Origin of the sequence: Cupriavidus sp. a3 (assembly GCF_051015765.1) — a bacterium.
Classification (GTDB): domain Bacteria; phylum Pseudomonadota; class Gammaproteobacteria; order Burkholderiales; family Burkholderiaceae; genus Cupriavidus; species Cupriavidus oxalaticus_A.
The window spans coordinates 952,529-966,419 of record NZ_CP170644.1; the positions used below are offsets into that span (position 1 = coordinate 952,529).

Sequence of the window (13,891 nt, forward strand, 5' to 3'; positions counted from 1 at the left end):
GCCCGGACCAGCCAGGCGGCGAGGGGTTTTCAGCGGGCCGAGGCCTTGATCAGGTCCGCAGCCTTTTCGCCGATCATGATCGTCGGCGCGTTGGTATTGCCGCCGACCAGCGTCGGCATCACCGAGGCATCGGCAACGCGCAGCCCGTCGATGCCGCGCACGCGCAACTCGGGATCGACGACCGCCATGTCGTCGATCCCCATCTTGCAGGTGCCGACCGGGTGGTAGACGGTGTCCGCGTGCGTGCGGATGAAATGGCGGATGGCTTCTTCGTTGCTGTTGTCCGGGCCAAAATCGTCGGTCAGCAGCTCACGGCCCCCGTATTGCGCCAGCGCCGGCTGGCGAAGATGCGGCGGATGGCGCGCACGCCGGCCACCATGCCGGCCATGTCCTCTTGCGCCGACAGGAAGCGTGGGTCGATCAGCGGCGCGTCGCGCATGTCCGCGCTGCGCAGGCGCACGTGGCCGCGGCTCTTCGGTCGCAGCACGCAGGCATGGCACGAATAGCCGTGGCCGAGCTTGCTGCGCTTGTCCATGTTGCGGTTGCCGACCAGCGCGACCACGAACACCAGTTGCACATCAGGGATGGAAAGCTCGGGACGGCTGCGGAAAAACGCGCCGGCCTCGGCAAAGTTGGACGTGACCATGCCGGTGCGGTGGCGCCGGTAGCGCATGACCTCGCCCGCCATGCGCAGCAGCCCGCCTGCGGTCTGCCCGAACAGGTCGGTCGAATGCAGTTGCTTGTTGACGATGATGTCGAGGTGGTCCTGCAGGTTTTCGCCCACGCCGGGCAGGTCGTGGACCACGTCGATGCCAAGGCCGCGCAGCTGTGCCGCCGGGCCGACGCCCGAAGCCATCAGCAACTGCGGCGAGTTGAAGGCACCCGTGCTGAGCACGATCTCGCGCCGCGCGCGCATCACCTGCTTCTCGCCGTCGCGCACGATCTCCACGCCGGTGGCGCGCCGGCCCTCGAACAGGATCCGCAGCGCCTGCGCGTCGGTCAACACCGACAGGCCGCTGCGGCCGCCGTTGAAGGCCTTGTCCGCGGCATCGCCGCGATGCAGGTAGGCGCGCGCCGTGTTCCAGCGCTCGCCGTTGCGCTGCGTTACCTGGTACAGGCCGGCACCTTCCTGCGTTAGTCCGTTGAAATCGGCATTGGGCGCCATGCCGGCCTGCAGCGACGCTTCGACAAAGCGCCGCGAGAACGGATTGGGCGAGCGCAGGTCGCTGACATGCAGCGGACCGTCGCTGCCGTGCAGCGGATCACTGGCCAGCCTGGCGTTGTGCTCACTGCGGCGGAAGTAGGGCAGCACGTCGTCGAAGCCCCAGCCCTTGCAACCCAGAGCTGCCCATTCATCGTAGTCATTGCGATGGCCGCGCACGTAGAGCATGCCGTTGATCGAAGAGCTGCCGCCCAGCCCGCGCCCTCGCGGCTGGTAAGAGCGCCGGCCGTTCAGCCCGGCCTGTGGTTCGGTGTAGTACGCATAGTTGCGCGGCCCGGCCTTGGGAACGGTGTGGGCAAAGCCGATGGGCGCCCAGACCGAGAAGTGGTGGTCATGCGGCCCTGCCTCGAGCAGCGCCACGGTTGCGCCACGGTCTTCGGCCAGCCTTGCGGCCACGGCGCAGCCCGCCGAACCCGCGCCGATCACGATGTAGTCAAAGTCCGCCGTCGCGCGCGCGGCGCCTGGTGTTGCGTGGGTATGCAATTGCGTGTCTCCTGAGTCGCCGGCATGCAAGGTGGGTTGGGGAATGTCGGGGGCGCTGGCATGCGCTGGCGATGCGATACTGCCATTACCTGTTATAACAGGTCAACGAGTTTACGGCCTGACCTGTCATGATAGGTATAATCCCTGATCCCCCGCATCGGAGCCGCCGCCAGGCGGAACACAACGTGGCGCTGCCAAGATTCAAGGAAATCGAGAACGAGATCCGGGAGCGGATCGTCCGCAACCAGCTGGGTCCGGGCGCAAAGCTGCCGTCGGAGGCCGAGCTGATGACGGAATTTGCCGTAAGCCGGATCACCGTGCGCCAGGCGTTGTCTGGCCTGCACAATGCCGGGCTGATCGAAAAGGTCAACGGCAAGGGCAGCTTCGTCACGCGCCCGGCCGACACGCCAAGCCTCGGTGCGCTGACCGGTTTCTACGAGACCGCCCGTGCGCGCGGCCAGCTGGCGTATGGCAAGCTCGCCTCCGTCAAGCTGGTCCGCGCGCCGGCGTTCGTGACCAGCGTGCTCGACCTGGAACCCGCGGAGAAAGTGTTGAGCGTGTCGACCGTGCGCTTCTGGGACGATGCGCCGGTGGCGTATTTCACGCTGCTTGGGCGCGAGCCGCTGATGCGGCGGCTGGTGCAGGAAGACCTGGAGACCAATGACGCCATGTCGGTGCTCGAGAGCCGGCTCGGCTACCGCTTCAAGGAGTCGACGATGGAGGCGAGCGCGGTAGCCGCGCCGGCCGAAGTGGCCAGGCGGCTGGGCGTCGCCGAGGGCGAGCCGCTGCTGCGGCTGCGTTGCACGCCGTACGACATCAACGGCACGCCGCTGCTCTGCGCCGAACTGGTGTTCCGGCCGGACCGCTACGCGTACAAATGGACGCTCAGGCGCTAGGTTCGTTTTTCTGTAAACGCTGAACTAAACCACCGGGGGCGCGCGGTAAGTTTTACGCGCGCCGCGCACTTCTTACTGCAGCAAGCCCGCAGTGTTGTCCTTTCCCGCCGTTGGTCCGGCAACGGCAGCCCATTGCCGGCATCGCTGCGGACTACTGGTACGTCAGTTGCGTGATGACGCAGCGGAGCGGCGATTTCTGCGCGCTCGCCGGCCGGTCCTGCATCGATGCAAGGCGCGGTCGCAACCTGCAAGACGGAGGACCACATGAAAACGACGCTACGCATTGGCACTGCATTACTCGCCTCGCTCGGTATCCTGGCTGGATGCACTGCCACCGGCAGCACCAGCGGATCAGGATCGTTGTCGGGTTCCGGCTCGGTGTCTGAGCAGCAACGCAGCCGCAGCGGCTATGGCTCGCCGAGTTCCAGCACTTCCACCGGCACGTCCGGCGCAACCAGCACCACCAGCCCTGCCGGCACCTCCAGCGGCTCCAGCGGCGCGACCAGCGGCTCGGGCACGGCGCGCTGACACGCCCGCACATCTCTCGCGGCCGCCCGCAAGCATATGGGCGGCCGCCTTTCTTTCGAGCCTGCCGTCGTCAGCGATCCCTTCCTGTATTCACGCGCTCGTCACGGCGCGCGGGCACCACGCCCTCGTCGGCCAGCCGCTGCTGCAGGTCGTTGTTGGGCACGTGGATAAAGTCCTTGTCGATTTCGCGCGTCACCACGTCGGCGACGGCAGCAGGCAGGGTCTTGCGCAGCAGCCCCAGGAAGCGCGGCGCCGCGATCAGCACGAGTTCTTCATAGCGCTGCTTGTTGCGCGCGTCCGCCAGGAAATCCGCGACCCGATGCGCAAACAGCTGCGCTTCCTGGTGCAGTTCGTCCTCGCCCGCGGACGACGTAACCGTGGACGGGCCGACCTGGTGTGCGCCGGGATGACCGGCATCGCCCTGCGAGGCGGCGTGGCCACGCCGGCCGTAGGCATCGCGGCGCAGGTCGGCGCGGTCGGCGTGCGCGGCGGCATCGGTAATTTCTTCGACCACCGCCAGCGGGGCGGCGTCTGCATGCGAGGCAAAGACGCGGGCGACGGATTCGTCCGCCACCAGGATCCAGATGTTCTTCATGATCGCTCCGGTTGCCGGCCCGAACGGTGGGCCTGATTACCGGTGTTGCAAGGGGTACGCCACCCGCCGGCGGCGCGCGGCTGCGCCGGTTCGCGCGCCTCGCGGGCGTCCGGGTGCCGCATGCGGCATGGCATTGCAGTATCGACAGGCACGCCGTGCAACTTTTTCAGGCGGGCGGCGGACGCCACAGCGTCGATTTCCCGAACAGGCTTTCCACCAGGTCCACGGCCAGTTGGCCGGTCTGGTTGCGCACGTCGCAGGCCGGGTTCAGCTCCATCACGTCGAGCGATGCCAGGCGGCCGGTATCGGCGATCATTTCCATGCAGAGCTGGGTCTCGCGGTAGGTCGGTCCGCCCGGCACGGTGGTGCCCACGCCAGGCGCAATCACGCAGTCGAGAAAATCGACGTCGAAGCTGACGTGCAGGTGGGTCTGCGCGTCGATGCCGGCCAGCGCCTGTTGCATGGTGTAGCGCATGCCGTTCTCGTCGATGTAGCGCATGTCGTACACCGCCAGCTGCAGTTCGTGCAGGCGATGCTTCTCCTCTGCATCGACGCTGCGGATGCCGATCTGGCGGATCGCGCTGCGCTCCACCGCCGGCGCCGGCCCGGCCAGCGTGGTCAGCGGCGCGGGGCCGTGCCCGCACAGGCAGGCCACCGGCATGCCGTGCATGTTGCCGGTGGGCGTGGTGGTGCCGATATTGGCGTCGGCGTGCGCATCGAGCCACAGCACCATCAGGGTCTTGCCGGTGTCGCGGCAATGGCGCGCCGCGGCGCTGATCGAGCCGATCGCCAGGCAATGGTCGCCGCCCATCAGCAGCGGCAGCCGGCCTGCCTGCAGCGTGCCGAGGCAGGCGTCATAGACGGCGCGGTTCCACGCCACGACTTCGTCGAGGTGGCGCATGCCATCCTGCGGCGGCTGCCACGGATTGGCGGGGCCGCCCAGGTTGCCGGTGTCCTCGACCAGCAGGTTGTTGCGTGCCAGCGCCTGCGCCAGGCCGGCGACGCGCAGCGCCTCGGGGCCCATCGAGCAGCCGCGCGTGCCGGCCCCGACGTCGGTGGGGGCGCCAATCAGCGTGACAGGTTTCATGGCGGGTGCGGTGAGTGCGGACGCCCCTGGGTTTGCAGGTTCCGTACCCGCCGCGTTCACCACACGCCGAAGAATACGCCGGCCTGCTTGTACACGTTGGTTTTGGCCGCGACTTCCTCGTTGGTCACGGTCACGCGCGGCTTGAGCGTGCAGAACCAGTCCAGCAGCCGCAGCCGCATGGCGTTGCGCACGGCTTCATGGCCGGGGTCGGCGCCCAGGTCGAAGTACTCGTCCGGATCGCTTTCCAGGTCGAACAGCTGTGGCCGGAAGCCCTGCCAGTGGACGTATTTCCAGCGCGCGTCGCGCACCATCCAGGCGCGGCATTCGCCCGGGTGGCGGCCGAGCGCGACCCGTGCGCCGCGGTAGGCGTAGTCGAGTTCGGAAACGACGAAATCACGCCATGGCCCCGCATCGCGCGAGCGGGTCAGGTCCAGCAGCGAGCGGCCTTCGATGCGATGGCCGGCCGGAGGCAGTCCCAGCGCGTCGAGCACCGTCGGCACCACGTCGACCGCCGACACCATGTCCTGCGGCGCGCTGCCGCGGGTGGCATCGGCCTCGGGCGAGGGGTCGTAGACGATCAGCGGCACGTTCTGCACGGTGTCGTAGAACTGCTCCTTCTCGCCCAGCCAGTGGTCGCCGAGGAAGTCGCCATGGTCGGCGGTAAAGACAATGAGCGTGTCCTGCCAGCGGCCAAGGCGTTCCAGCTGGTCCCACAGCAGGCCGAGGCGGTCGTCGATCTGCTGGATCAGGCCCTGGTAGGCGGGACGCACCGTATCCGACACTTCCTGGCGCATGAAGTTGGCGCATTCCTCCTGCGTGCGGTACGCCGACAGCACCGGATGCGGGTCTTCCAGCTCTGCGGCGTGGCGGCGCAGCCGCAGGCAGTCGTCGAGCTTGTAGGCGGCGTGATAGGGCGCGGGCGCGAGGTAGGGCCAGTGCGGCTTGACCAGCGACAGGTGCAGCACCCACGGCTCGTCGCCGCGCGCGCCGATGTACTGCATGGCCTGGTCGACGGTGTACGCCGTCTCGGAATGCGGCTCGGCCACGCGCGCGGGCAGGCCCGCGTTGCGCATGTGCCAGCCGGAAACGATCTCGCCTTGCGCGTTCTCGGCGCTGATGACGTAGTCGGTCCACGGGTCGGCGCTGTCGTAGCCTTGCCGCCGCAGCCAGTCGGCATAGGCGCCGCGCGGCTCGGCATGATGGCCGTCGTGGCGGTCGACCTCGGTGAAATAGCCGCTGCGCAGCAGCGTCTCCAGCTCGGTACCGCCGTCCAGGTGCAGGCGCCTGAGGTTGGCGTTGTCGGGCATGACGTGGGTCTTGCCCGCCAGCGCCAGCGCGCGGCCGCTGTCCTTCAGGTACTCGCCCAGCGTGATTTCGCCCACCGGCAGCGGTACGCGGTTCCAGGTGGCGCCGTGGCTGCTGACATAGCGGCCGGTGTAGAAGCTCATGCGGCTGGGGCCGCAGACGCCGGAGGTGACGAAGGCGCTGTCGAAACGCACGCCGCGCGCGGCCAGCGCGTCGATATTGCGCGTGCGCAGCGTGGGGTGCCCGTAGCAGCCCAGGTGGTCGCGGCGCAACTGGTCGCACATGATGAACAGGGTATTGCGGATCGGCATGGTGGCTCGCTGCGGCTTGTCAGTCGCCGGTATAGCCGGAGGCCTTCACCACCGGCGCCCACCTGGCGGCGTCTGCCTTCAGCACGCCGGCAAACGCGTCGGCCGTGCCGGTGGCCGGTTCGAGCCCCAGCTTCAGGAACTTGTCGCGCAAGTCGGGCGACTGCACCGCCTTGACGATGGCGGCGTTGAGCTTGTCCAGCACCGGCCGCGGCGTGCCGGCGGGCGCCAGCACGCCGTAGCGGCCTTCGCCCTCGATGCCCTTGTAGCCCAGTTCGGTGAAGGTCGGCACATCAGGCAGCGCCACCGAGCGCTGCGTGCCGGAAGTGGCGAGCACGTGCACCTTGCCGGCGCGGTGCATCTCGGTCAGGTCGGCCAGCGTATCGACCGAGGCCGGCACCTGCCCGCCCACCAGCGCGCTCATCAGCGGCGCCGATCCGTTGAACGGCACGTGCAGCATCTCCACGCCGACCTGCTTGCCGATCATCAGCCCGAAGAAATGCGGGATGCTGCCCAGCGCCGGCGAGGCGTAGGAGTTGTTCTGCGGGCCCGCCTTGAGCCATGCTACGTAGTCCTTGAGCGAGCGCGCCGGGCTACCCGGGCCGGTGGCCAGTGCCAGCTGGAAGTTGGCGGCCTGCGCCACCGGGACAAAGTCGCGCTGGATGTCGTAGTTGAGCTTGCGGTAGACCAGCGGCGCGATCGTCATCACGGCCGAATTGGCCACCACCAGCGTATGGCCGTCGGCAGGCTGCGTGCGGGCATAGTCCATCACCAGCCGGCCGCCTGCGCCCGGCTTGTTCTCCACCACCACGTTCTGGTTCAGGGTCTCTCGCAGCTTGTCGCCGACCAGGCGCCCGGCCAGGTCGGCGGTGCCGCCGGCGGGGTAGCCGACCAGGATGCGCAGCGGGCGCTCCGACTGCGCGCCGGCGGGCAGCGCCCAGGCGGCGGCAATGGCCGCCAGGCAGGCGGCAAGGCGGGGAAGGCAATTGCGGGGGCTCACGGTGTCTCCTCGGTCCGGATCGTCGTTTGGTATGGGTGGCACGCTAACACCCGTCGATATAATTGACAAAGTCAACTAATTCGCGGGTGTGGCATGGCACACGACGACGGCGGCGGCCGGCTGCAGCGGCCCAGGCGGCTGGGCGATTTCATCAACTACCGGGTCTATCACCTGAACCGCGTGGCGCTGGGGGCGGCGGGGCTTCATCTGCGCGCCACGGCCGGCGTGACGCGGCGCGAATGGCGCATGATCGCCTTCCTGGGCGAGCAGCCGGGTACCCGGCTGACCGAACTGGCGCAAAGTGCCGGCCTGGACAAGGTGCTTGCCAGCCGGGCCGTGCACGCGCTGGCCGAGCGCGGCCTGGTGCGGCGCGAGGCGCGTGCGCAGGACCGGCGCGCAGCCGCGTTCACCCTGACGGAAGAGGGCGAAGCGGTCTACCGCCGCGCCTTTGCCCAGGCGCGCGCCTTCAATCGCGAGCTGGCAGCATGCCTGAGCGCCGAGGAAGCGCGCGTGCTGTCGCGCTGCCTGGACAAGCTGCAGGCGCGGGCCGAAGCGATGATGGCAGAGGCGCAGGCCTTGCCGCAGCCGGAAGACGCGGCGCCGGCATGGGATCCGCTGCAGGTGTGGCGGAGCGACAGGGGGTGATAGGGGGTGATAGGGGGTAAGGGGTAGGGCTGGCTACGTTGCCCGCCATGGAGCGGTTCTTGCGTTGTATCTGGCGCCGGGGTGGCAGGAGCGCATCATGACAGTCTCAATACGATCTTCGCTGTGCCAATGGTTCCTTGCATGCTGCCTGGGTCTGGTGGCATGCGGTGGCGGCGACGGGGGCAGTTCCGGCAACGCCGGCGGTAGCGGTGGCAGCGGGCCGGGCGGCCCGGGGACGCTGTCGTTGACGGTAACCGGCCTGCCGTCCGGCACTCCGGCTTTGGTTACGGTGACTGGCCCGGGGCAATACCGCCAGGCCGTCGCCCAGTCGACTACCTTGTCCAATCTTGCCACCGGCACCTACACCGTCAGCGCCGCCGACGTGCTCGCCGGCACCAGCCAGTATCAGCCGCAGCCACCGGCCCAGTCGGTGACCGTCGGCGCTGGCGCGGGCGCCACGGCTAACGTCGTCTATGGCTCGCCACAGCCGGTGCGCCTGTCGCTGACGCAAGTGGCCGGCGGCCTGGCCGAGCCGATCTATCTCACCGCGCCCGCGGGCGACGCGCGTTTGTTCATCGTGGAGCGCGCCGGGCGCATCCGCGTCGTGCGCAACGGCACGCTGCTGGGCACGCCCTTCCTTAATATCGATGCGCTGACCACCACCGACGGCGAGCGCGGCCTGCTGTCAATGGCATTCGATCCCGGCTATGCCAGCAACGGCCGCTTCTACGTCTACTACACCGATAACAACGGCGCCATCACCATTGCGCGCTACCAGGTGTCGGCGGGCAATCCAGACGTTGCGGACACCGCAGGCACGATATTGCTGTCGATCCCGCACAGCAACTTCCAGAACCACAACGGCGGCCAGCTGGCGTTCGGCACGGACGGCATGCTCTATGTCGGCACCGGCGATGGCGGTGGTGGCGGAGATCCGTCAGGCAATGCGCAGAACCTCGGCGTGCTGCTCGGCAAATTGCTGCGCATCGATGTCAGCGGCGCATCGGGGCAGCCTTATGGCGTTCCCTCCGGCAACCCGTTTGCCGGCCAGAGCGGCAGGCGTGGCGAGATCTGGGCATACGGACTGCGCAATCCGTGGCGGTTCTCGTTCGATGCCGGTCTGCTGTATATCGCCGATGTCGGCCAGGGCCAGCGCGAGGAAGTCGACGTCGCGGCGGCCACCAGCGCCGGGCTGAACTACGGCTGGAACCGCATGGAGGGCACCGCGTGCGTGGGCGCCGCCACCTGCGATACGGCCGGACTGACGCTGCCGGTGTTCGAGTACGGCCATGAAGCCGGCGCCTGCGCCATCGTCGGCGGCTATGTGTACCGGGGCAATGCGCTGGCTGCGCTGCAAGGCCGCTATTTCTATTCGGACCTGTGCACGGGCAAGCTGTTGAGCTTTGTGTACCGCGACGGTGGTGCAGCCGAGCAGGTCGACTGGAATGTCACCATCCCCGGTAGCGTCTATTCCTTTGGCGTGGATGCCGGGCAGGCGCTGTATGTGCTGTCGGACACAGGAACTTCGGCGGCCAGTGGTGCGGTGTATCGGGTCGATGCGACCGTTGGCGGGCAGTAAGCCGCCCCTGGTCACACGGGTGGCCGGATCCGTGCCATACACGAATCCGGCCCGACCGCGTCTGCGCAGCGGTTGCGTTCAGGCCAGTTCGCCGGAAGGTTGCGCCCCTTCGTCGTGCTGCGCCTCCTCAGCATGTTCAGCCTTGCCGCCCGGCAGCACCAGGTTCAGCGTCACCGCCACCAGCGATCCAACCGAGATCCCCGAGCCGAATACTTCCTGCACAAACAGCGGCAGCCTGGACAGCAGCTCCGGGCGGAAGGTCACCGCCAGGCCGCAGCCGATCGACACGGCCACGATCAGCGTATTGCGCTGCGTGAACTCGATCCGGCTCAGCATGTTGATGCCGCCCGAGACGATCATCGCGAACATCATCAGGCCGGCGCCGCCGAGCACCGGCTGCGGAATCGTCACCACCAGTGCGCCCAGCACCGGAAACAGCCCGGCCAGCAGCAGCATCACGCCGGTCAGCGCCACCACGTGGCGGCTGGCAACGCCGGTCAGCGACACCACGCCGACGTTCTGCGCGAACGTGGACAGCGGCGGGCTCGAAATCAGTGCGGCAAAGGCGGAACCGAAGCCGTCGCACAGGATGCCGCGCGACAGCTTGTTGCCCGTGATCGGCGTCTGTGTGGCCGAGCCGAGCGCCATGAAGGTGCCGGTGGATTCCACCGTCGTCACCAGGTAGGCAATCGCCATTGCAACGATGCCCGACACCGGGAACGTCAACCCGAAGTGCAGCGGCTGCGGCAGCGCCAGCACCGGCGCATTTCGCATCTGCGTGAAATCGACCAGCCCCAGCGCCAGGCACAGCAGGTAGCCGCCCAGGATGCCGATCACGATGGCAGAGGCCGAGATCATGCCCTTGCCCCACTGCACCATCGCGATCACCAGCGCCAGCACGAAGGCCGCAATCGCCAGGTTGCCGACCGCGCCATACTGCGGGCTGCCGCGGCCACCGGCGGCCCAGTCCACCGCAACCGGGATCAGCGAAAGGCCGATCATGGTGACGACCACACTGGTGACGGTATGGGGAAACAGCTTGCGGATGGTCGGCATGAAATGGCTGCCGACGATCATCAGCAGCGAGCCGGCCAGGGCCGAGCCCAGGATGCCGGCCACGCCGTGCTCGGCGCCAACGCTGATGGCAGCACCGACGAAGGAAAAGCTGGTGCCCATCACGCACGGCAGGCGGATGCCGACCGGCCCCACGCCCTTGCATTGAATAATGGTTACGACGCCCGAGCCGATCAGCGCGGCATTCACCAGCGCAATGATTTCCGCGGTCGGCAGCTTTAATGCCCCGCCGATCACCAGCGGCACCGCGATAATGCCGCCGAGGGCGGCAAGCAAATGCTGAAGCGCCAGCAGCACGGTAGTAATGCGCGGCGGACGGTCTTCCACCTTGAACAGCAAAGGTGCCATTCACGTCTCCTGTTTATGCGGGTGGATGTTTCCACCTTTTCATTTTCCGGGCCGGCTGGCGTATGCCGCCGGGAGAGGGCAATGCGCGTGCAGCGAAAGCGTCGAGGCGGCTTACGCGGCGCGCCCGGCATGCTATCCGGAAAGTAAATGAAAAATCAATCCATTTGATTATCAGGAAGCCATGATGCTATGGGCGCGCGAAGTGATGTATATAGGCTTCGTCGGAAAACATTTTGTCGTCCGATAATAATGGAAGCTCGCTCTTGTTGAGGTGGGATGCGAATCGGGGGTAAGCACGACAGGCAATTCCAGCAGTCCGTCTCGTTAAGACGATAATCGGCGCCGACATATATCTCCAGTAAGAATGTCAACACCGCTTCGTTTGAGCTACAGCGCTGGTCATTGTCTTGCTGGATTGTCGTGCACTGGAATGGCGGTCACGCCACGACAGTTTGTGCCGACAATAATGCGGCGGCGGTGCGCCGCCGCACGGGGGATCAGGGAGTCAGCGGGACCCGCGCTGCACGAATCGCCGCTGGCTCATCCACTAGCGCTGGAACGGATCCAGGTTGAGGAACGGCTTGAGGCCGCTGCTCGCGCCGCCCGCGCCCACCGCGCCAATGCACTCCGTGTTGTCTACGCCGTTCCCGGTGCTTCCGTCCTGCAGCAGGGCCCCGGAATCGCCGACCTTATGCCCTTGGGGGACGCACAGCGAGGGGTGGTCGAACGGCGCCTTGCGATAGCGAACGCGGTCATCACTCAGGGCAAGCAGGAAAGCCACCAGGTCTTGCTTGTCCGCCTCGCTCAGGTTGAGCGGCGTAATGCCCCGGTCCAGGTTAGCCCTGTTGACGTCCCCGAAATCTCCGCCACGGTTATAGAAGTCGACCACCTGCATCAGGGTAGATTTGCCGCCGTTATGGAAATAGGGGCCGGTAAACTCCAGGTTGCGCAGGCTTGGTGTCTTGAAGGCACCGTCCACCGCCACCCGCTGTTCAGTTCCGACTGCCGTTTCCTTGGTGGCATCGAAGCCGTTCCCCAGCAAATGGGTTTTGCCCTGCTGCGCCATCCGCGTTTCGGACAACGGATTGCCGAACTGATCCAGCCCGCCTACGCCGAGATCTTCTGCGGTCGGTTGCACGCCGATGTTGTAGAAGCCATTGTCATAGACCGCTTCGAGCCCGTCACCCATCGGCATCCGCCTGAGCCGCTGCGCGGTCACGCTGGAGAATGAGGCGGCGGTCAGCTCAGCGCCCGAGTGACAGCGGCTGCAGCGACCTGTGCCGGTGAAGATCCTGGCGCCACGCAACTGCTGCTCATTCAGGGCCCCGGTCTGGCCATCGAGGTAGCGGTCGACCGGCGTATCGTTGGCAATCAAGGTGGACTCGTAAAGCTGAACGGCGAGGCTGAAGAAGAGCGCGAAGTTGGCTTCCATCTGGCTTACCTCGAATTTCCCGGTGCTGCGCTTGACCTGGCGAGGCGACAAATCCATCGAAGCAAATTTCGCCTCATCCGCGGCCGACATCCTCAACAACGTCGGTGAGTTCCAGTACTCGGAGCGGAATGCCTTCTTGATCATCTCGGAGTAGGTCGGCACCTGATCCTTGTTGCGTAATATCACCAGGGGACCAAGTACGCTGTCATCCGCCGCGATCGCCTGGCCTGACAAAGGACGTTGGCCGAGCAGCTTCTTGCCGAGTTTCATGAATGACCGTCCATTGCAACTCATCTCGACCGAGCTCAGGGGAGGGCCGCTACCTTGCGACGCCAGGGAGGCGCCAGGGATTGCCAGCTTGATTTGCCTGAGTACGCCACCTTCACTTTTCCACACAAGGTCATATGGATTGCGCATGCCAAACGGGTCGCCGCCGTTGAACATGTTGTTGGCGCGCCCATCCCAGAAGTTGCGGAAATTGAATACCGCGTTGATGACAGAGGGGGTGTTGCGTCCGGTCACCTGCCGCGTGTTGATGCCGTTGATGTTGTATCCCGAGCCGCCGTGGAAGATGTCATCGGGAACATTGGCGCAGGCATCGCCCGTGCTACCGGTGCCAAATTCAATGAAGTTGGCCGTGAACACCCCCTGCGAGCCGGAAACCTCGTTGACGTTCGAGAGTTGCGGCTGCGGCTGGTTCACGTCCACATGCTTGGTGAACCCAAAGTCTTCCGGCTTGAAGGTGTAGTTTGGCCCGCCCAGCTGGAAGGTTCTGTCGGTGCCCGGCGCACCTGAACCTGGAGAAAGCTGGTTCGTGATGCGGTTGTCGACACCGGCATGGAAGTGGCAGCTTGCGCAAGAGGTCTTGTTGTCGCTGCCCACCTTCATGTCCCAGAACAGCGCCTTTCCGAGCTGGATGGCGGCCGCCTTGTCCTTGACGAACTCGTCCAGGACTTCGGCAGGCGGACCGGGAACCGTAACCGTCTTGAGCGAACGCAGACCCGCCAGTGGGTCTGTCACCTGGGCCTGCGGCGTGCGCGACGTCAGGCCTAGTGCGGCAGCCAGGATGGCAGCCGTGAGCATTGGCGTGGCTCGGCCACTACTGATGTTGTTGATCATATCTCCCCTCACCGTAGGCAATTGCACCCCGTGAATTCGAGTGGCGTTGTCGAGTTCCATGCGTCAACAGGCCGCCTCCCGCCAGCATTGCTGCCAGTCCCTCAGGAGTTGGCATGCAGCCTTGCAAGAGGGCCCGACGGGCCCTTTCGCTATTAATTTGTAGGGGCCGCAGGACGACCAATGGATCGGCTATGTGCGGTACCGCACATAGCCCTGTAACCCCGTCATGGGCTCTCGCCAGCTCGCTCGCGTGGCACGGTCATGTGCCGG

At 66.4% G+C, this 13,891-nt stretch carries 9 protein-coding genes and 1 pseudogene; 3 read left to right on the forward strand and 7 right to left on the reverse strand.

All coding sequences use genetic code 11. The features are described 5' to 3' along the window. Nucleotides 1-29: 29 nt before the first annotated feature. A pseudogene (locus tag ACAD63_RS26200) lies at nt 30-1,705 on the reverse strand (GMC family oxidoreductase). 185 nt (nt 1,706-1,890) lie between these two features. Between ACAD63_RS26200 and ACAD63_RS26205 the strand changes: the two are divergent. Then, on the forward strand, nt 1,891-2,601 hold the full coding sequence (locus ACAD63_RS26205; RefSeq protein WP_133094532.1) for a GntR family transcriptional regulator: 711 nt from the start codon (nt 1,891-1,893) through the stop codon (nt 2,599-2,601). Between the two features lie 598 nt (nt 2,602-3,199). On the opposite strand, the gene ACAD63_RS26210 is transcribed toward ACAD63_RS26205, so the two are convergent. The 4 genes from ACAD63_RS26210 to ACAD63_RS26225 all read right to left on the reverse strand — a co-directional run bounded on the left by ACAD63_RS26210 (nt 3,200) and on the right by ACAD63_RS26225 (nt 7,424). Further along, entirely contained in the window at nt 3,200-3,724 is a 525-nt protein-coding gene (locus tag ACAD63_RS26210; protein WP_133094533.1) for a host attachment protein, read from the reverse strand. 166 nt (nt 3,725-3,890) lie between these two features. Then, a complete protein-coding gene (gene rocF, locus ACAD63_RS26215) occupies nt 3,891-4,811 on the reverse strand; it encodes an arginase (RefSeq protein WP_434034586.1) in 921 nt (306 codons plus the stop codon). A 56-nt stretch (nt 4,812-4,867) separates the two neighbouring features. Beyond that, on the reverse strand, nt 4,868-6,427 hold the full coding sequence (locus ACAD63_RS26220) for a sulfatase-like hydrolase/transferase (RefSeq protein WP_434034587.1): 1,560 nt from the start codon (nt 6,425-6,427) through the stop codon (nt 4,868-4,870). 19 nt (nt 6,428-6,446) lie between these two features. Next, nucleotides 6,447-7,424, reverse strand: coding sequence for a Bug family tripartite tricarboxylate transporter substrate binding protein (locus ACAD63_RS26225; RefSeq protein WP_434034588.1), 978 nt, complete (start codon nt 7,422-7,424; stop codon nt 6,447-6,449). 93 nt (nt 7,425-7,517) lie between these two features. On the opposite strand from ACAD63_RS26225, the gene ACAD63_RS26230 reads away from it, so the two are divergent. Both ACAD63_RS26230 and ACAD63_RS26235 read left to right on the forward strand, forming a co-directional pair. Further along, complete coding sequence (locus tag ACAD63_RS26230; protein ID WP_195427807.1) at nt 7,518-8,069, forward strand: MarR family winged helix-turn-helix transcriptional regulator; 552 nt, start codon at nt 7,518-7,520, stop codon at nt 8,067-8,069. A gap of 97 nt (nt 8,070-8,166) precedes the next feature. Next, nucleotides 8,167-9,648: a PQQ-dependent sugar dehydrogenase gene (locus tag ACAD63_RS26235; protein WP_135702819.1), complete on the forward strand. Its 1,482-nt coding sequence runs from the start codon at nt 8,167-8,169 to the stop codon at nt 9,646-9,648. 78 nt (nt 9,649-9,726) lie between these two features. Here the strand turns inward: ACAD63_RS26235 and ACAD63_RS26240 are convergent, their stop codons facing one another. Together ACAD63_RS26240 and ACAD63_RS26245 are read right to left on the reverse strand one after the other, a co-directional pair. Beyond that, the gene (locus ACAD63_RS26240) at nt 9,727-11,070 is read right to left on the reverse strand and encodes a nucleobase:cation symporter-2 family protein (RefSeq protein ID WP_133094539.1); all 1,344 of its coding nucleotides are present in this window, start codon (nt 11,068-11,070) and stop codon (nt 9,727-9,729) included. A 547-nt stretch (nt 11,071-11,617) separates the two neighbouring features. Continuing rightward, entirely contained in the window at nt 11,618-13,681 is a 2,064-nt protein-coding gene (locus ACAD63_RS26245) for a cytochrome-c peroxidase (protein ID WP_434034589.1), read from the reverse strand. Nucleotides 13,682-13,891: the final 210 nt, after the last annotated feature.